Below are 19,558 nucleotides of genomic sequence, written 5' to 3'. Positions count from 1 at the left end.
TCCCAACCATTTATTCTTCTTTATATTCAAATTTAGAAAAAGTTAACTGTCCGCCCCAAGTTAAAATAAAGGCGGCCACAGTTCCTCCCATTAGAAACAGCAATCCAGGTATCGTCATAAAAACAAAATAATAGATTCCTGCTACAGCAATAAATAAAATAATCGTTAAGATCGGGTGTAAAAATCCAATCATAAATGGCCATAATAGATATTGAATAGCTGATAATTTAAAGTGCGAGAATACAGGAAAGAAATACAATACGATGACACTAAATAAAATAGCTATGGCCAGTACAGCAAAGCTTGCAATAAAATACATCGTCTCTTCCTGAAAGCGTAATATTTGATACTGAATGATTAAAGCATAGCCGATGAAAAAGAGGATACTTCCAAGAAGATTACTTCTTAAAAATTCCTGCTTATATGTTTTCCAAAATAATGGAAACACCGGACTATTATCTGCTTCGCCTTGAATCCATTTTCGAACAACTGCAAACATAGCAGCTGTTGCAGGCATTACTCCCAAAATACCTAAACCAAGAATAGTAAACCCTATCCATAAAAAATGAACATAAAGAAATCTCGTAATCCATAAACACAAAGTATAATAGCCTGCCATAAAACCTGTCATTTTCTCCCCTCCCCATCTTATCAAAAATACTATTTCATCTATAAACCCATATAACACTGCCTATCTTTTCTACTTCACTTGACCCATTTACTCTTTTACGGAACCAATCAATACCCCTTTTACAAAGAACCGTTGAACAAATGGATAGACGATTAATAACGGCAGGGACGATACGATAATAACGGCATACTTAATAAGGGAAGCGGTTTCAATTTGTTCTGCAAATGAACTTGCTGATCCACCTTCTGCTCCTGCACCGCCAGACATCATACCTTCATTTAAAATTAAAATTTCTCTCAGAATCAACTGTAACGGATATTTCGTTTCATCGGATAAATAGATTAATGCATTAAAGTACTGATTCCATAAGCCAACCGCATGAAACAGTGCCATTACAGCAATAATTGGCATGGATAGCGGCAAGACAATTTTAAAGAAAATCTGAAAGTCCGTAGCCCCATCAATTTTTGACGCTTCAACAAGCTGATCTGGAATACTCTGCTGGAAAAAAGCCCGGGCAACAAGAATAGACCATGCTCCAACAACATTGGGAACAACAATTGCCCACATCGTATCAATCATTCCCAATGACTGAATCACAAGATAAGTAGGAATCAGCCCTCCATTAAATAGCATCGTAAATAGAATAAACCACATAATAAACTGTTTTCCTACTACTTCTTTCCTTGATAAAGCATATGAGCAAGGTAATAAGATGGCTAAATGAAGAATCGTACCGACCACTGTATATATAATGGTATTCCGATACCCGGACCAAATAGCTTCATTTTGAAACACTGTTTTAAATCCATTAAATGAAATATCTACCGGCCAGAGCCACATTTTACCTGTATTTACAGCAGCCGGACTACTGATGGATGCACTTAATACAAAAATAAGCGGGTAAACAATCAGTATGACGATAATCGTAACAAATATCGTATTCAGAACATCAAAACCTTTATCGGACAGCTGAAACTTTCGCATAGTCATTCCTCCTTACCACAGACTGTTCTCACTAGTTTTCCGTGCAATTTGATTGACGATAATGAGTAATGTTAGATTAATAACCGAGTCAAACAGCCCAATTGCTGCGGCAAAACTATATTGTCCCTCCAACAAACCGGTTTGATATACAAACGTTTGAATAATATCTGATGTCTCCGCATTCAAATTATTCTGCATTAATAATACCTTCTCAAATCCAATCGCCATAAAGCTTCCGATATTCAGGATAAATAAAACAACAATCGTCGGCAGTATCGCAGGAATATTAATATGAATAATACGCTGTATCCGGGAAGCTCCATCCATCTTAGCTGCTTCATGAAGTTCTGGATTTACTCCTGCTAATGCTGCTAAATAAATAATCGTCCCCCACCCTAATGTTTGCCATTGGCCAGACCATACAAAAATATGGCGAAACCAATCAGGACTGGTCAGAAAGGAAATCGATGATCCCCCAAAGTAAGTAATAACATGGTTTACCATTCCAGTAATAGGGTCCAGAAAAGCAACGAGCATTCCTACAATAACGACGACAGACATAAAATGCGGCGCATATGTAAGCGTCTGCGACCATTTTTTAAAAGCTCCATTTTTCAGCTCATTCAGCATAAGTGCAAATATAATCGGCAACGGGAATAAAATAAGCTGATAAAGACTTAAAATAACCGTGTTTTTAATTAGCCGCCAAAAGTAATAGGAATCAAAAAAGCGTTGAAAATGTTCAAAGCCAGCCCATGGACTTCCTATAATCCCTTCTGTTGCATAAAAATCTTTAAAAGCAATTTGCACTCCGTACATTGGGATATAATGAAAAATGGTAAAGTAAATCATTGCCGGCAAAAGAAAAACATATAATCTCCAGTTCAAAAGAACATTTTTCTTAAACCGCTCCAATCTATTGCTGCTCATACTCATCGCACGTGCAGGATTCTTTGCCATCCTAGCCCTCCTTTTACAACCTAAACAATGCCCTGATTAATTGATGATTGTTTGATAAAATACTTTCATTCAAAGCTTTTTTTGATGATGTTTGATCACTTATCCTTCCTCAGGAAATAAGAGAAAAGGTGCTTATTTCCTGAGGTTTTAATTGGTTATTAAACACTATTTAATTTCCTTAGTTACTTAAATAACGTTCATAAGCATCCTGTTGAATTTCCATGTATTGTTCTAATCCCATGCTTTCAAGTGTCTCTACATAATCATCCCATTGTGTAAATGACGTCTGCCCAGAAATGAATTGGTCCGTCATTTCCTCAACATATTTCTCAATATCTGCTCCTACAGAAGTCATCGTATTGTTTTCTTCTTCTGTATATGTGAAGGAAGGCCATACTTCATCTATAAAATCAGGCTCTAACTTTTCAGCAGCCCCTTTGGATGATTCTGCTCCTTCAGCTCCTTTAAAATAGTCTTCCATCAAAATTCCAGGGTATTGTCCACCTGGCCAAGTGAGGTATTGCGCAACAGCCTGATCTAAAGTTAAGCCATCCGGATTATCACGAATTTCTTCTACATATTGGTATTCTCCATCTTCTGTTTTCTCAAATGTCTCTCCTTCAATCCCCATAAAGAACAGCTCAGCACCTTCATCACTGTAAAAGTAATCCATCCAACGAGCAGTTGCAGCAGGATTCTCATTACTGCTTGTGATAACAAACCCGCTTGTACCTGAAGGGAATCCAATACCAGCAAATTCCTGGTCTCCATAAGGTCCTTCTAACGCTACACCACCTGTATAGTCCGTCCGGTGCTCTCCAGGAAACAGCTCTGCAGGGCTATGGTTGTATGTGCTGCCATATACTCCGTCTCCAGCATTTGCGTAAAATTGTTCTGCGCTGATAGAAAATATATTTTCTTCAATCAAACCTTCGTCATAAAGCTTATGAACAAACTCAAGCATTTCTTTATAATTGTCAGTAGTTGGATAGAATCGAACTGTTTCTCCATCAGGATCTAAGTCGATAAATCGATGTCCTTTTCCTTTATTACCAATTCCATAAGAACCCTTTAAATACGTTAGCAGACCATTAATAGATAACCCCCCAAAAGGAATTTCTTCTATACTCTCATCCCCACTCGGGTTACCTTCTTTAACAGCTTTTAAATATTCATAAAATTCATCGGTTGTTTCCGGCACATCCATATCCAATTCTTCCAGCCAATCTTCACGGAACCATGGTCCTTCACTAATTCGAAGTGCAGAGAACTCTGGATCATAAATTAAAGGAAAAGAATAAATATTGCCATCTGGGAATGTAATCGCTTTTTCTACTTCTGGATATTCTTCTAATATTTGTTTCAGATTGGGTGCATGTTCCTCAATAAGGTCATTTAATGGAATAAAAGTTCCCTGCTGTCCATACTTGAAAATATCAGGAACAGGAATAACTGCACTATGGAATGCATCTGGCAAATCGCCGCTCGCTAAGGCAAGGTTTCTTTTTTCACTTAATCCTTCATGAGGAACCATGTCCCATTCCACATTAATATTCGACATTTCCTCATACTCATTCCAAATGAGAACATCATTCCAATCATCTGCTGTTGCAGGAGCTTTTCCTGCGAATATATTTAAATCAATCGATTCTTCTACAATTGGTAAGCCGGAGTCTGTCAAATTATCCAAATCTTCTTCTGCGGCAGCGTCACCACTTGAACCACTATTACTACAAGCAGCTAATAACAGAACAATCAGCGTCATTAAAATAAATAATTTTTTTAACTTCAATGAAAATCCCCCCTAAAAGTAAATCGTTTCGTATAAGCGATAACTCAGATACTCAGGATTGCAATAGATTCCTTTCACCTCCTCCGATTTAAAGCGCTTACATTATTGGTAATATTTTTACTTGCCCCAACCACTCCAGCATCTTCTTTTAGTCTACTTATTTTAACCGAGTTATTATTATCGGCCTCTTGTTGTCCTGAAATCATATATTGGCTAATTAATTTATTTAGTAAATCAATGATATATGGCTGATGGTTAATCACACCTCCCCCACAGACAATTTGGTGTGGATGAATCAAGCAAATGATAGAGTAAATTCCCTTCGCTAATGATTCCAGCATGCTGTTAATTATTTTCACTGCCTTCTTCTCATTATTTTTATACTTCAAAAATAATGTTTCTATATCCATCTTTGAATCGTTATACACTTCTCTCGCTGACCGTAAAATCGCAGGTCCTGATGCAATATCTTCTAATGTTTTCTTCTTTTCAATCGGGAGAAGTCCAAGCTCTCCAGCGAACCCATTTCCTCTAAGAAACTTCCCATTCTGTATAATAGAACAGGATATGCCTGTACTCACCGTCACATATACAAACATCGAATCCTGAGGTAATTTAGCCAGCTCCCATTCAGCATACGCTGCCATGTAGACATCATTATCTATTGCAATATCCTGTATTAACGGAAACTGTTCCTGCAATCTCTCGACAATAGGGAAATCCCTCCACGGTAAATTATTCTGAAAAACAGCTACTCCTTTCTCCCGATCTACTTTGCCCGGGATGCCGACCCCCATTACAGTTACCTCCTGCATCGAAATATTTGCTAACAGCATTAATTGATGAATACAGTCAGCCACCTGCTGAAACATTTCCTCTGAATCTCCCTTAATACTTGGCAGTTCATAGCGCTGTACAATATTTCCACCAGAATCTACGACAATAGATGCAATTTTTGTTCCTCCAATATCTACACCAATTACATATTCCAATCTCTCACCTACTTCAAGTAAATATTTACTGTTATTTTAATAAATTATTTACTAACTTTTTTCTTATATTAGCATACTATATTTTATCCGTCTATAATTTTTTTAAAAATTATTAATAAACAAATAAATCAATTTTATTTATATAGATTTAGTTGGAATAAAGAAATTTATTTTCTTTTAATAGTACAAGCTTGTTCCGCTTCCACTATCACAGCTAAGAGTAAGCATATATATCTTGCCATTTTAGGATGAACATGTTGCCCATTACCATATTTGCTTTTTGGTTAAATATCCGTTCATTGTTGAATTGATGGTTGTGCATGGCTCCGCTCCGGGCAACCACTCCGCTTTCCGACGTACAAATGTTTTCGATGGGGCGAGTAATCGCAGTCCCAGGACGTACTAGTGCAGACGTTGCAACAACTCTTTTCGATGGGGTGAGTAATCGCAACCCCAGGACGTTGCGGTCTTAGTCTGCCATGGGGACGGCTTCAGCTAACTTGAAAAGAAAACCGCTTTTCAAGTGGATCTTCAGCTCGCCCTGTTCCCATAGGAGTCTCCATGGTTGCCCTGCGCTCTGATGGGATTCTACAGCGAATGAAAGAGATAACATCCTATTGGGGTGGACGAAATAGTATCTCTATCGCTTGATGACACGATCATTTCGTTATTTCAAATGGTTGGTTTAGCAGTTCGAATCATAACAGCGTGGATAGTTAACATTTAGAATAGCTTTCATGCACAGAGCGTAATCTTGGCTGAATATTTTTACCATGCACCACAAAAAATCTCTTCTGTCTGAACTACCTTTTATTTGTTCAGCTATTCCACATATAGAATGCCTAACTAGCGGAGGCGGACTGTTTTGACTCTTGTGGGATCAGCACCATCTGAAGATCCACTTTTGCCAAGCGCTCTTCTTGGCAAAAGTTAGCTGAAGAGCGTGCCCCTAGGCAGACTAAAGTCGCAACGTCCTGGGACTGGGGCTGCGATCACTCGCCCCACCGAAGAGCTTTTGCGGTTACTCGCCCCATCAAAAACCGTTGTACGTCGGAAAGCAAAACGGTCCGCCGCAGCGGTGCTATACACTTCACCTGCTATTTATTCTTTGTCTACAAGGTTGGCGTCCTTTAACTCCTCCCTAAATAAATTTATTTTCACACTTTATTTGGAGGTCTGGTTTTCACAGACGGTTCTCCATGATAAAAAGACGTACCCTCCAAAAAAAGAGAATACGTCAATTTATCATCCATCATGTAATTTCCCTGATTTCAATCTGATTCAAATAATCATCCAGCTGATTTAAACGAATTTTTCCGGTCTGTTCTTCCAAAGCGTTTAAAACACCCATTACAATGCCAAACTGAATAAAATCTTTTCCTTCTAATCCTCGCCGGTATCCAGCAGCTAAACCAGCAATTACTGAATCTCCAGAGCCAACAGGATTTACAGCTTCTACAGCGGGGGAAACTACACGATAAATTTTATCTCCATGCTTCACAATAGCACCGTCTTTTCCTAGTGTAACAACCACCCAGGATAACTCGCTGAATAATGGTTTCTTTAGTGATCCAATAATGGTTTCTATTGACGAAAAAGTAATGCCAGCAAGTTCTTCAAATTCTTCCTGATTTGGTTTAATCAGAAAAGGGATATTCTCTTTTTCCAAAGCGGTCTGGATGAGCGTGCTTTTTGTATCCAATAATACGGGTTTATTTGCTTTATTCGCGATCTCAAGCAATTGATTATAAAAATTCTCCGGTACTCCTTTAGGCAAACTGCCAGAAATAGTAATCACTTCTACTTTTTCAGCTCTTTCTTGAAATGCAGTCAAAAAGCTTTCGATTTCCTTTTCCGTAATAACGGGACCAGCTTCCAGAATTTCGGTTTGCTTTCCATCATGAATAATCGCTATACAATTTCGTGTTTCTCCTGCAATTGGCGTAAATTCATGTGCAATCCCACGGTTATCTAATTCCGCTTCAATAAAACTGCCAAGAGGTCCTCCTGCAAATCCACAAGCAATGACTTCTTCATTCAATTGATAAAGAACGCGTGTTACATTTAACCCTTTTCCTCCAGCAGTTTTGGATACAGTTTGAGCACGGTGAACATGGTTTTCCCGAAAAGCATCGACACGATATTGTATATCAACAGAAGGATTTAAAGTAACGGTTAGAATCAATGGTATTCTCCTTTCTTACACAACCTCATATTTTAAGCTTTTCCAGCACTCATGCAAATAGCAATTTTTTCTTGAACAGCAGCTTTCATTGCTTCTTTAGCTGGTTCCATATATTTTCTTGGGTCCGTTTCATTCGGGTAATTCGTCAAATGGTCTCTTAAGCTATGGGAAAAAGGAATTTTTAATTCAGTAGAAATATTAACCTTTGCACACCCTAAAGAAATACATTTCTGCACATCTTCTTTTGAAATACCAGAAGCTCCATGCAGTACGATTGGAATATCAATAAGATTGCTAATTTTTTCTAGTCTCTCAAAATCTAAATCAGGTTCTGTTTCATATAATCCATGTCCTGTTCCAATAGCAACAGCAAGGGAATCGACTCCTGTACGCTCTACAAATTCAACAACTGTAGCGGGATCTGTATAAGCTGCTTCACTTGCTTCAACGATTAAATCATCCTCTTGACCGACCAGCTTACCAAGTTCAGCTTCTACCGTTGCTCCATGAGCATGTGCTGCCTCTGCTACTTTTTTAGAGATAGAAATGTTTTCTTCAAACGAATGGTGTGACCCATCAATCATTACAGATTTCGTACCTAACTCTAAAGATGCTTGAATCGAATCAAACGTTTCATGATGATCTAAGTGAAGCGCAATCGGGATAGAATACTCTTTAGCTGCTACCTCTGCAATTGCTTGAATATATGCGCGCCCAGCGTATTTCATTGTCCCTGGAGTCGCTGCCAAAATAACTGGAGATTTCTCCTCCGCCGCCGTCTGAACAACGGTCTGGATAGTTTCTAAATTGTGAATATTAAATGCCGGAACCGCATAACCTTCTTTCCTGGCTTTGATGAGCATCTCTTTTGTATTTTGAATGTTTCCCACAAGAACTCCTCCTTTTATTTGTCTTCCTCATTCACATAATCATAGATCGTAACACCTTGAACAACACGGTTGACACTACCGCTCGGACTTGGGTTATCTGGCGTAATTCCTAACTGAACAGATTTTTTTAATGCCAGTATTTGTGGAAAGACGATATATAGCAAGCTGTTATAAAAATCATTCTGGATGGTTGATTCCGTATCATTCACAAATAGTGACCAATCTGCCAGCTCTTTAATTGTTTTATCATAACGTTCTCCGATAACAATTAATTTCAATTCGGATTCTTCTGCTGCGAGTTCTTTCACGATATCCAAATCATATTTTCTTGTATAAGGTTCTTCGGAAAGAAAAACAACTGCTACTGATTGATCGTTTAAGATAGATTTCGGTCCATGACGGAATCCAAGTGAAGATTCATAAACAGCTGCTACCTCGCCGCCAGTAAGCTCAAGCATCTTCAAAGAAGCTTCATGTGCCACATGTTGCAGTAAGCCGGATCCTAAATATACAATTCGCTCCATTGGTATTTCTAAAATTTCTTCCACTGTTGGAGTAACTGTATCCAAAATATTCCCCGCGCACTTAGCTAATAATTCGAAACTATCTTTTGATGTTGGTTGAAGTGAAAATAATTCATAACATAAAAGCATCATACTTGTATAACTGCTGGTCATCGCAAATCCTTGGTCATGCGCCTCATTAGGTGTTAAAACACTTAAACTATTTGCATCATTTTCTATTCGCTTAGCAAGCTCTCCATCTTTATTACAAGTGATGACTACTTGATAAAAATCATCGACAATCTGTTCCCCTAATTCAACAGCTGCTACACTCTCTGGACTATTTCCAGATCGTGCAAAAGATACGAGAATCGTAGGTACTTCTTTAAACAAGAAATTATCTGGATTCGAAACAATATCTGTTGTTGCCGCTCCTTCAAAAGAAACTGTTCCTTGATATTGGCGTTGCAATACAGAAGCTAATACATCTCCTGCAAAAGCTGAAGTTCCCGCTCCAGCAAGTAATACTCGAATCTGTGCGTGCTTTTTTAAAATAGACTGAATAAAGTTCTGATACTGTGTTCGATTTTTTTCAAAGGTTGTAAAAGCATCTAACCACACTTTGGGCTGCTGATAAATTTCTTTTGCCGTATGACCTCCGTACCCATCTTTTAATTCCTTTTCCGTTAAATGAAACATATAGAACTCCTCCTCCTAATCTGGTTATGTTGTCATAACCAGATTATTATTTATAAAAGTGCGAAATAATTTTATTCGCACTTTATTTACGTTAACTCTACTTGATAATTAAACTTATCTCCTCTAGCTACACTCACGGTATATTCAATTAGTTTTTCATCGTGATATGCAAAACGCTTAATGCGCATAACAGGCTGTTTTTCTGTGAGCCCTAAGTAACCAGCCTCTTTTTCTCCTGTGGTAGTTGCTGAAAAATCTTCTACAACACGTGTCACTTTTCGATGAAAATCCGTTTCAAACACTTCGTACATCGGTTTTTCAATTAAACGTTGCTTTGTTAATCCTGGAAACCATTTTTCGGGAATATAAGAAGTCTCATAGATAAGTGGTTCCTCATCTGCTAATCGCAGACGAACAACTTCATATATCTTTTCCTCTTCCTCTACCCCCATTTCCAACATCAATTTTTCATCAGCAGATATTTCTTGAAATGCTAAGACATTCGATTTCGGATTTTTATTCTTTTTTCTCATTTCATCCGTAAAACTATAAAGACTTTTTAAATCTTGCTTAAACGCTTTTTGTGAGACAAAGGTTCCCTTTCCATGAAGCTTATAAATAAACCCTTCTTGCTCTAGTGCTTGCAGTGCCTGCCTAACAGTAATTCTGCTTAGCTCATATCGATCACATAACTCTCGTTCTGAGGGAAGCTTTTCGTGTTCACGGTACGTTTGAGTTTCGATCTTTGCCTTTATTTCTTCCATCAATTGTAAATATAAAGGTATTTTATTTGATTTATCCAAAAATAGTACCACCTCTCAAACAACTGGTTATTACCAGTTGTCTATACTATAATGCTTTTTTTCAAAAAAGTAAAGGGAATATAATTTGTTTTATCATCCAAATTTCAACAATATTCCCGTTTTATCGTCAGCATGCTTAAATCGAGGATATTTTTGTAAATAAATGTCGCTTTCTTCTTGTTGAACAACTTCATGTAATAAACACTCTATGCCATACTCCATTGCATAATTTGCCGTCTCTTTCCAGACATCCTCTTCTACTTTATGAAGCTGCATCCCATCGGTAAGCAATAAAATTTTTTCCACCTCCTGAAGCGGAATTCTTCCATAATTTAAAAATTCCATCGCTTCCGCTGTACCATCCATAATACTATATCCCTCAACTGTATTTAATTTTTTTCGATTTTCTACTAGTGTGGGCACAATCTTTTCTTTTTCTTCTTGATAAATCTGTTGAAAAGTTTCTTTACTAACTGTTGGATAACATCGATTGGTAATCGACGCATATAAGTCCGAAAGAGCCTTCTCATCCAATCGCATCACGTGATCATAAGAAAGCGCTTGAATTCCACCATCTAGATATCGAACAAAAATCATACAATCCCCAGACTGAGCATACTCCATATATGTTTCTTGTAATTGTACCGCTGCAACTCCACAGGTACTGCGTTTTTCTTTCGTAATTTCTTCCATCTTCCGGCCGAGTTCCTGTTCTGTTCTCTCAGCTAAATCAATATTTCCCTTACGAATAATATCCACTAATGATTCTTCTGTCTTTCCCATACAAAATCGCTGTTGTATCGTTTCTGCTGCTATTTTTCCTGGTAACCCTCCTAAACCTGTTGCTCCATCAATTACTGCAAACAACTTTCTTTTTTGATTTTCTACATAAGCATCTTCATTTGTTGGATTACTTCCTTGCTTATATACCTTTGAAAAATGAATCATGATATTCCTGCTTTCTGTTTTTTATATCATTTTTAACTAGGCTTTATGTAAACATCGTCTTTTATTAGTTTAACATGTTCCAACTGCCTTCGCTTTAGAAAACGCAGGCATTTCATGCACAAAAGTTTGTTGACTTCAATGTTTCCCAAGACCGCAGGGAATTAAATCGTATTTCCTTATTTTTTTATCGATCAAGGTCACACCGTGTGATCAAGGTGGGTACTAGGGCATCGTGTCCGCTGTACTTTCCTATCATATAAAAAACCATCACCTGATCATTAGGTGATGGTTTTTCTACTTATTTATTTTTTGCTGCTTTCATCATTATTTTACCATCTGTACCTACCCTCTTAATAAACAGCGCCAGAATAAAAGCTAAAGCGATAATTAACAGAGAGATAAAGAAGGAAAAGTTAATTCCATGAAGCATTGCCTCATTCATTATTTCTGCCTCCATCTGTTCTGCCGCTGCACCAGTCGGCATCTGTGATGGGTCAATATTTTTCATTGCTTCCTCAGCCAGTGACTCAGCTTCTTTCCCCGTTCTGCTGTTCATCACTGTAATCAACAGGGCTGAACCAATCGCTCCAGATACCTGCTGCAATGTGTTATTCATTGCAGTACCATGCGGATTTTGGTGCATTGGTAATTGATTCAATCCATTTGTCATCACAGGCATCATTACCATCGACATACCAAATGAACGGGCCGCAAAGATAACCATAAGCGATGTGAGTGTAATTTCCATATCTAACTGTGTAAATAAATAGGTCGTCACACCTGTAATCGTAAGCCCGACCAGCGTTAATGTACGGGCACCGAATTTATCAAATAGCCGCCCGGTAATCGGGGACATAATCCCCATCACCAGCGCGCCGGGAAGCATTAATAATCCTGCTTCGAAAGGGGTAAAACCACGAACCGTTTGCACATATAAAGGAATTAAAATCATCCCTGAGAACAATGCCATGGCCAACACAACAGAAATGGCCGAAGATAAGGCAAACATCGGATAACGGAAAATACGGAACTCCAGCATTGGATCTTTCATACGTAATTGACGAAGGATCAGTGCGATAACACTAATTACTCCGACAATTATTGTAATATAGACAGCCGGGTGGCCCCACCCCATCTCTTCATCTCCTGCTGAACTGAAACCATATAATAAACCGCCAAAACCAAAGCTGGATAAAATAATCGAAATGACATCCAACTTGATACCACGCTGCGGCGTAATATTCTTCAATTTGAATACACCAATTAATAACGAAATAATGGAGATCGGAAGGACAATATAGAATAATGTTCTCCAATCAAAGTGTTCCACTATCCATCCTGATAATGTAGGTCCAATCGCCGGTGCCACAATCATGACAAGACCGAATGTCCCCATTGCCGTCCCACGCTTTTCAATTGGAAAAGCAGTCAGCATTACGTTCATGAGAAGCGGCATCATCACTGCCGAACCTGAAGCCTGAATTAACCTTGCAGTTAAAAGAATCGAAAAAGTCGGTGAAACGGCAGCCAATAACGTACCTAATGTAAATAACGTCATTGCTGTTAAAAATAGTTTTCTATTTGTGAAACGTTGAATTAAAAACGCACTTGCCGGAATAAGAATCCCGTTAACAAGCATATATCCGTTTGTCAGCCATTGAACAGACGTCGGGCCAACTTCAAATTCGTTCATAATGGAAGGCAGTGCCACGTTTAATAATGTTTCATTTAAAATTGCCACAAACGCCCCAATAAATAAAATAGCAATCATGCCATAAGGCGGCTGTTTATGCATCTCTTTGATATCTGTCATGATTGATATACCCTCACTTTCATCCGTTAGAAAAATCACATATACCCGTTAACCACCATATTAGATAACGATTGTTTTTCTTCTACTTTGTATGTTTAAATTTTATCGCAGTGTACCTGGCTATAAGACTCCCACTTCAAGAATGAAGAAGAATCGAAAATTCTAAGTGGGAGATCCAACAGCCAGTAACGGCCCGATTCGTTCAACTAACCTTCAGTGTGGGATGAAAAAGCCCCCACTGAAGGAAGTTTCACTTTATCGCAATGAAATGTTTATCGGACACCAAAAATATTTCATAGCAACTTTCTCAATTAAGACTTAACTATTTTATACCTGGAGTCTAATAAATGCAACAAAAAAATGAAAATGATTTTAAAAGATTGATATATCAATAGATATAGACTACCATAAATATTATACTCAAGTTCTATTTTTCAAAAAATAAATACAAAGGGACGGTTAAATGAATAAGAAAAAGAAACAAATTATCGAAGCCGCACAAACACTTTTTATAAAAAAAGGTTTTTCTGCAACTCCGATTCAAGATATTTTAGATACTGCGAATATATCAAAAGGAACTTTTTATAATTATTTTTCCTCGAAAATAGAATGCTTAATGGCTATTTTGTCATTTATTAAAGATGAAGTCATTGATGACCGGCAACAATTAGCTCTTGGAAAATCTCCTTCCGATAGAGATATTTTTATAAAGCAAATAGCTGCCCGTTTTCATATTGATAAGAAACATAACCTCATGGCTTTATTTGCTTCTCTCGGAAGTTCAGATACAGCACATCAGGAATTAAAAGAATTCTTAAACCAGCAATATCTGGAAGAAATAACATGGATGGCAGAACGAATCTGCGATGTGTTTGGTGATAAGAAACAAAAATATGCCTATGATAATGCTGTTACCTGCTTCGGTACCATCCATTTAACTTCTAAAATATTGATGGATATTGGTAAAACAGAGATCCCTATTGAAGAAACGATTAATTTCGCACTAAGGCAAATCGAACAAACAAACGTGTATCCCCCATTTTTACAGGAAGACTATTTTCTACCTTATCATCAGAAAAAGAATGTAGCAGAAAAAGACATTAAGAACAGCTTACAGCAAACATTGACTGACCTAGATAGGCTTATAGAAGAATTAGAAAATAATAAACTGACATATTATCACCGGTTTTTACAGGAACAATTAAAAACGGATGACCCAGATTTATTGCTAATGGAAAGTGTCATTAACTCCTATCAGCACGCCTTACAACATACAGAACTAGAGGATAAAGGGAAGTATATTAAAATACTTTTTATGCAATTAATGGAAAAGAAAAAGTAAGCGCAGTAATGAAAAGAGAAATGCATATATTTCTATATGTTGCAGCCGATTTACAAAACCTTTACGAATGATATACACTAGAATACAGAGTGTAATATTATTCCCCTAAAATGATGGGAAAGGTGGTGAAAACGTGAAAAAGATAGGCTCTTTGCTTGCTATTTCTCTACTATTCTTTTTAATAGCTTGTTCTCAAGATGCAAGTGAAGAAGAGGTTGTTGAAAATGTGCTAAGTTCACATCGGGATGTTAATCAATATGCAGCTGATTTTAATATTGATACATCTGACCTTACAAGAACGACAAGTTATAACATAGAAGTTAATTTGACCGAAGAACCTGCTGCTCTACATCAAATTTCAACAATGGAAGCTGATGGTGAAGAAACAACCGTTGAAACGTATCGTGTCGACAATGAAATGTATACACAAGAAGCTGACAACCCTTGGGTAAAGAGCGAAGCAGAAGAAGGTGAGCCTCTATTTACCCCTTCCTATAGAGATGTTGTCTCTGTAATGGAAAATGTAATTGATTATGCTGAATTTGATTCAGAAGGCGGGACCTATACCTTTAGTTATGATGGCTTTGAGCGGGATATTTACGAAGCTTTTGAAGAACCGTTCAATATACTGCTAGGTGGTTCTGATATCGCTGACGAAGACATGTCTTTGAATTTTGTCTTTGAAGTCGATAAGTCTGATTATTATATTGAGAACTTAGAATACAATCTCTCTGTCGAAAATGAAACTGGCAATGTAGAGATAAATATTCAAGTAAACTATGATGATATAAACAATATTGATGACATTGAAGTACCTGATGAAGCAATAGAAGAAGCTTCCTAAACATTATTTTTCATAGAAAATATAGTGTTTAGAAAACAGTCAGGTGTTATAAAATATATTAGGAAAACGATCGTATAAATAAAAGAACCTCTTTTTTAAAGGTTCTTTTATTTATATATCAATGAGTAACTGATTTAGAAATTGCTCGATTAGGGTGGTAAGGAGACATATCGATCTCCATATCTTCATTTAAAATTTGTTTTGCTGCTAATTTGCCTGCATATGGGCCCATCGTTAAGCCGGAAGGGCCAAGGCCATTTACCATATGGATTCCAGTAAAGGCATCTAGCTGGCCAATCAACGGAAGTACATCCGGCCCCATCGGACGAAATCCTATTCTTACTTCTTTTAAAGTACCTTCTTCTAAACCCGGTGCTACATCTAATGCCGCTTCTAAGACTTGTTGAACACCACCAGCAGTTAAACGATAGTCAAACCCGGAACCTGTTTCTCTAGTCGCCCCGGCTACTACTCTAGAGTCATCAAATGCCAACATATAATGACTTGTCCTTGGCAATACCACTGGCCAGTCCGTAGTATCTTGATTTGGAAGAGAGATGTGAGCAATTTGGCCTTTCTGTGGTTCAATTGCTAATTCTATACCTAGTGGCTTCAATAATTCCGGCGCCCATGCTCCAGTTGCTAATAATACCTTATCAGCTTCAATGTCATTCCCCTCCACACGAACACCAGTTACTTCCTGATTGCTAAACTGGAGAGATGCTTCCCCTTCTATCAATTGCGCACCATTTTTCACAGCAGCACGTTTCATAGATTCACGTAGCAATCTCCCATCAATTCTAGCTGCTCCCGATACATAGACAGCACCTAAATCATCTGCCAGAGGAGGAAACTTTTGTTTTGCTTCTTCATGATTCAATCGCTCTACGTCTCCAAGTTCTGGAGCATCACTTTGTTTATCTCGAACAGCTTTTTCAATTCTATCCAACTCCCCGCTATCTTTACTTACACTTAATGCTCCAACAATCTTGTATCCTGTATCTGCTTCCCCGTCAGATTCTAGTTGTTTAATTAGATTTGGGTAAAACTTAGCCCCACGTTTAGCAATAGCATACCAGTGAGGATCTTCTACACGAGAAATCCACGGACACACTATCCCTGCCCCAGCTGAAGTAGCTTTTCCCTCTTCAGGGCGATCTATCATAACTACTTCCGCTCCCTGATTCACTAAATAATAAGCCGCACTTGCTCCCACGATTCCTGTTCCAACAATAATAACTTTCATCCTAACTCCTCCTTTAATCTGTATGCAATGGAAAATGACATGCTACATAATGATTTGTTTCTTGTTCTTGTAATTTTGGTTTTATTTCTTTACAGATATCCTGCGCAATAGGGCATCTGCCATAAAAACTACATCCTACTGGTATATTACGCTGATCTGGTAAATCCTTTTCAATAAATACCTCATCACTTTCATTTCTTAAAGACGGATCTGGTACTGGCACAGATGATATCAAACCCTGCGTATACGGATGAAAAGTCTTCTCAAACAAATCTTCCGTTCTGGCTAATTCTACAATTTCTCCCAAGTACATTACTGCTATTCGATCGCTAATATATTTTACTGCAGGAATCCCATGACCAATAAAAATAAATGTTAACTGTAGTTCTTTTTTTAATTCTTTTAATAAATTTAATATTTGTGCCTGTATCGAAACATCTAATGCAGATACAGGTTCATCACATACAACTAATTGTGGATGTAAAGCAATTGCTCTTGCAATACCAATCCTTTGTCTCTGTCCCCCACTAAATTCATGAGGATACCGATCAGCTTGTGATCTATTTAGTCCAACTAATTCTAATAAATTATATATCCGTTTCTTCAGTTCAGCGCCTTTTGCAATTTTATGTGTAAGAAATGGCTCAGCTATAATATCAAATATCTTCATACGTGGATTCAATGAAGAAAATGGATCTTGGAAAATCATTTGTATATCCTTCTTGATTTTCTGAAGCTCTGCTTTAGGCATATTCTGAATATTTTTACCCTGGTAAAAGACATTTCCCTCTGTGGCATCTATTAATTGCATGATAACATTTCCTAAAGTAGATTTCCCACACCCAGATTCTCCTACAATCCCTAACGTTTCTCCTTTCTTCAAATAAAAACTAACACTATTTAAGGCTTTTACTGCACTTTTTGGTCTCCCGAAGAAAGAAGTAGAATCTACATAATGTTTTGTTAGATTCTCTACCCGTAATATTTCCTGATTACTTATTCTTTCTTCTGATACGGATTGTTCTAACTTAATCATAAGCTTTTGCCTCCTCTTGATGCAACCAGCACCTTACAGATGACTGATTATTCATTTCAAATAAATCTGGAGGGGATTCTCTACATTTCTCCATTACAAACGGGCATCTATCTTGAAAATTACATCCATGTGGAAGTTGATCAGGTGTAGGCACATTCCCCTTTATAGAGATGAGCTTTTCATCTAATTGATTAATTTTAGGTGTACTATCTAATAACCCCTTTGTATATGGGTGTTTAGGATTTTTAAATATATTATTGACATCATTTTCTTCAACTACTTCTCCACCGTACATAACTACTACCCTATCAACCATTTCTGCAATAACACCCAAATCATGTGTTATCAAAATAATGGATGTATTTAATTCATCTTTCAAATTACGCATTAAGCGAAGTATTTGCTTTTGAATGGTAACATCTAAAGCTGTTGTCGGTTCATCCGCAATAAGTAATTCAGGATTACATGACAAAGCCATCGCTATCATAACCCGCTGTCTCATACCTCCACTTAATTGATGAGGAAAAGAATGATATTGCTTATTTGCGTTAGGTATACCTACCTTATCTAATAAATGAATAGATTTTTGTTTTGCTTCTTTTTTACCTAGGTTTTGATGCAGACGTATCGTCTCAGATATTTGATAGCCTATTGTAAATACTGGATTTAATGACGTAAGTGGTTCTTGAAATATCATTGAAATTTGATTTCCACGAATGTTTCTAATCTCTTTCTCAGACATTTTTGTAAGGTCTTTACCATGAAATAAAATTTCTCCACCTTTAATCTGTCCTGGTGGATTAATTAGCTGTAGGATAGATAAAGAGGTAACACTTTTACCACAACCAGATTCACCTACGACACCAACAATCTCTCCTTTTTTCACAGAAAAGGATACACCGTTAACTGAAGGCACTTCCCCATTTTCTGTATAAAAGTATGTGTGTAAATTATTAATATCCAGCAAACTTTCTTCCATTCTATACGCCTCCTTTTTTAGAAAGAGTATTTCTTGGATCTAATATATCTCGTAGCCAATCCCCAAGGAAGATAATTCCTAAAACTGTTATCGTTATTGCTATACCAGGAAATGTAGCAATCCACCAATTTGTAGCTAAATAATCTCTTCCATCTGTAAGCATCGCTCCCCAAGAAACATCTGGAGGTTGAATACCTAAACCAAGAAAGCTTAATGACGCTTCAAGTATAATGGTTGTTGCTACACTTAAAGCAGAAATAACAATAAAAGAGGACAAAATATTTGGAATGATATGCTTAGTAATAATCGTTGTATTATTTGTTCCAATGGACTTAGATGCTCTCACATAGTCTCTTTCCTTAACACTTAATACTTCTCCTCGGACTACTCTTGCATAAGCCACCCAGTTGGTTAATCCAATAACTATAATTAGAGTCATGATACTAGGCTCAAATACAGTTAATACAACGAGAATGAATAAAATACTAGGAATAGCAAGAAAAGAATCTACGAACCGCATTAAAATAGTATCAATCCATTTCCCATAATATCCTGCCAATACGCCAACTAACAATCCAATGAATCCTGCTAGTAAAACAGAAAACACCCCAACCAGGAGAGAGACCCTTGATCCTATAATAATACGGCTTAATATATCCCTTCCTAAATTGTCTGTACCTAGTAAGTAATTTGTTGACCCACCTTCCATCCAAAATGGTGGTAGTAATGTATTACTTAAATCATTCTGAGCTGGGTTATGAGGTATGATCCAATTTGCTATAATTGCTATGATAATAACAGCTAAAACGATAATGAACCCTGCTAAACCTGTTTTACTTCTAATTAATAATTTATATAGTTTGGAAAACGAAGTCATAACTTTCATTCCTGGCTGCTGATTCTCATCT

17 protein-coding genes are annotated in these 19,558 nt (G+C 37.3%); 2 read left to right on the top strand and 15 right to left on the bottom strand.

What is annotated here, in order from left to right:
* Positions 1-10: 10 nt before the first annotated feature.
* The 11 genes from BN986_RS05415 to BN986_RS05365 form a co-directional block, all read right to left on the bottom strand.
* The gene (locus tag BN986_RS05415; protein WP_040978628.1) at positions 11-631 is read right to left on the bottom strand and encodes a YesL family protein; all 621 of its coding nucleotides are present in this window, start codon (positions 629-631) and stop codon (positions 11-13) included.
* 87 nt (positions 632-718) lie between these two features.
* On the bottom strand, positions 719-1,618 hold the full coding sequence (locus tag BN986_RS05410) for a carbohydrate ABC transporter permease (RefSeq protein ID WP_040978627.1): 900 nt from the start codon (positions 1,616-1,618) through the stop codon (positions 719-721).
* A 12-nt stretch (positions 1,619-1,630) separates the two neighbouring features.
* Complete coding sequence (locus BN986_RS05405) at positions 1,631-2,554, bottom strand: ABC transporter permease (protein WP_040979210.1); 924 nt, start codon at positions 2,552-2,554, stop codon at positions 1,631-1,633.
* Between the two features lie 202 nt (positions 2,555-2,756).
* On the bottom strand, positions 2,757-4,370 hold the full coding sequence (locus tag BN986_RS05400; RefSeq protein ID WP_040978626.1) for an extracellular solute-binding protein: 1,614 nt from the start codon (positions 4,368-4,370) through the stop codon (positions 2,757-2,759).
* Positions 4,371-4,444: 74 nt separating this feature from the next.
* The gene (locus BN986_RS05395; protein ID WP_052400649.1) at positions 4,445-5,362 is read right to left on the bottom strand and encodes an ROK family protein; all 918 of its coding nucleotides are present in this window, start codon (positions 5,360-5,362) and stop codon (positions 4,445-4,447) included.
* Positions 5,363-6,614: 1,252 nt separating this feature from the next.
* Complete coding sequence (locus BN986_RS05390) at positions 6,615-7,547, bottom strand: hexose kinase (protein WP_040978625.1); 933 nt, start codon at positions 7,545-7,547, stop codon at positions 6,615-6,617.
* A gap of 32 nt (positions 7,548-7,579) precedes the next feature.
* A complete protein-coding gene (gene gatY, locus BN986_RS05385) occupies positions 7,580-8,437 on the bottom strand; it encodes a tagatose-bisphosphate aldolase subunit GatY (protein ID WP_198136781.1) in 858 nt (285 codons plus the stop codon).
* Between the two features lie 14 nt (positions 8,438-8,451).
* A complete protein-coding gene (locus tag BN986_RS05380) occupies positions 8,452-9,639 on the bottom strand; it encodes an SIS domain-containing protein (RefSeq protein WP_040978624.1) in 1,188 nt (395 codons plus the stop codon).
* A gap of 86 nt (positions 9,640-9,725) precedes the next feature.
* Entirely contained in the window at positions 9,726-10,442 is a 717-nt protein-coding gene (locus BN986_RS05375) for a GntR family transcriptional regulator (RefSeq protein ID WP_244444947.1), read from the bottom strand.
* A gap of 93 nt (positions 10,443-10,535) precedes the next feature.
* Positions 10,536-11,390, bottom strand: coding sequence for a protein phosphatase 2C domain-containing protein (locus BN986_RS05370; protein ID WP_040978622.1), 855 nt, complete (start codon positions 11,388-11,390; stop codon positions 10,536-10,538).
* Between the two features lie 298 nt (positions 11,391-11,688).
* Positions 11,689-13,203, bottom strand: coding sequence for a DHA2 family efflux MFS transporter permease subunit (locus tag BN986_RS05365; RefSeq protein WP_040978621.1), 1,515 nt, complete (start codon positions 13,201-13,203; stop codon positions 11,689-11,691).
* Positions 13,204-13,666: 463 nt separating this feature from the next.
* On the opposite strand from BN986_RS05365, the gene BN986_RS05360 reads away from it, so the two are divergent.
* Positions 13,667-14,545, top strand: coding sequence for a TetR/AcrR family transcriptional regulator (locus BN986_RS05360; RefSeq protein ID WP_040978620.1), 879 nt, complete (start codon positions 13,667-13,669; stop codon positions 14,543-14,545).
* Between the two features lie 133 nt (positions 14,546-14,678).
* Complete coding sequence (locus tag BN986_RS05355; RefSeq protein ID WP_040978619.1) at positions 14,679-15,389, top strand: DUF6612 family protein; 711 nt, start codon at positions 14,679-14,681, stop codon at positions 15,387-15,389.
* 118 nt (positions 15,390-15,507) lie between these two features.
* Here the strand turns inward: BN986_RS05355 and BN986_RS05350 are convergent, their stop codons facing one another.
* From BN986_RS05350 to BN986_RS05335, 4 genes are read right to left on the bottom strand one after another with little or no spacing between them, the layout of a single operon-like run.
* A complete protein-coding gene (locus BN986_RS05350) occupies positions 15,508-16,635 on the bottom strand; it encodes an NAD(P)/FAD-dependent oxidoreductase (protein ID WP_040978618.1) in 1,128 nt (375 codons plus the stop codon).
* A gap of 13 nt (positions 16,636-16,648) precedes the next feature.
* The gene (locus tag BN986_RS05345) at positions 16,649-17,671 is read right to left on the bottom strand and encodes an ABC transporter ATP-binding protein (protein WP_040978617.1); all 1,023 of its coding nucleotides are present in this window, start codon (positions 17,669-17,671) and stop codon (positions 16,649-16,651) included.
* Positions 17,664-18,650: an ABC transporter ATP-binding protein gene (locus tag BN986_RS05340; protein WP_040978616.1), complete on the bottom strand. Its 987-nt coding sequence runs from the start codon at positions 18,648-18,650 to the stop codon at positions 17,664-17,666. The genes BN986_RS05345 and BN986_RS05340 overlap by 8 nt, the downstream gene beginning before the upstream one ends.
* Position 18,651: 1 nt before the next feature.
* Positions 18,652-19,536: an ABC transporter permease gene (locus tag BN986_RS05335; RefSeq protein ID WP_081922152.1), complete on the bottom strand. Its 885-nt coding sequence runs from the start codon at positions 19,534-19,536 to the stop codon at positions 18,652-18,654.
* Between the last annotated feature and the right edge of the window lie 22 nt (positions 19,537-19,558).

Origin of the sequence: Oceanobacillus jeddahensis (assembly GCF_000750635.1) — a bacterium.
GTDB lineage: Bacteria > Bacillota > Bacilli > Bacillales > Amphibacillaceae > Oceanobacillus > Oceanobacillus jeddahense.
Note: the sequence above shows the minus strand (reverse complement) of the source record. Positions and strands in the feature narration are given on the sequence as shown.

What these genes read in the sequence shown, in the direction of transcription:
- BN986_RS05350 (WP_040978618.1), bottom strand. Translation starts at nt 16,635, where the DNA reads ATGAAAGTTATTATTGTTGGAACAGGAATCGTGGGAGCAAGTGCGGCT.
- BN986_RS05410 (WP_040978627.1), bottom strand. Translation starts at nt 1,618, where the DNA reads ATGCGAAAGTTTCAGCTGTCCGATAAAGGTTTTGATGTTCTGAATACG.
- BN986_RS05405 (WP_040979210.1), bottom strand. Translation starts at nt 2,554, where the DNA reads ATGAGTATGAGCAGCAATAGATTGGAGCGGTTTAAGAAAAATGTTCTT.
- BN986_RS05380 (WP_040978624.1), bottom strand. Translation starts at nt 9,639, where the DNA reads ATGTTTCATTTAACGGAAAAGGAATTAAAAGATGGGTACGGAGGTCAT.
- BN986_RS05340 (WP_040978616.1), bottom strand. Translation starts at nt 18,650, where the DNA reads ATGGAAGAAAGTTTGCTGGATATTAATAATTTACACACATACTTTTAT.
- BN986_RS05415 (WP_040978628.1), bottom strand. Translation starts at nt 631, where the DNA reads ATGACAGGTTTTATGGCAGGCTATTATACTTTGTGTTTATGGATTACG.
- BN986_RS05370 (WP_040978622.1), bottom strand. Translation starts at nt 11,390, where the DNA reads ATGATTCATTTTTCAAAGGTATATAAGCAAGGAAGTAATCCAACAAAT.
- BN986_RS05335 (WP_081922152.1), bottom strand. Translation starts at nt 19,536, where the DNA reads ATGAAAGTTATGACTTCGTTTTCCAAACTATATAAATTATTAATTAGA.
- BN986_RS05365 (WP_040978621.1), bottom strand. Translation starts at nt 13,203, where the DNA reads ATGACAGATATCAAAGAGATGCATAAACAGCCGCCTTATGGCATGATT.
- BN986_RS05360 (WP_040978620.1), top strand. Translation starts at nt 13,667, where the DNA reads ATGAATAAGAAAAAGAAACAAATTATCGAAGCCGCACAAACACTTTTT.
- BN986_RS05345 (WP_040978617.1), bottom strand. Translation starts at nt 17,671, where the DNA reads ATGATTAAGTTAGAACAATCCGTATCAGAAGAAAGAATAAGTAATCAG.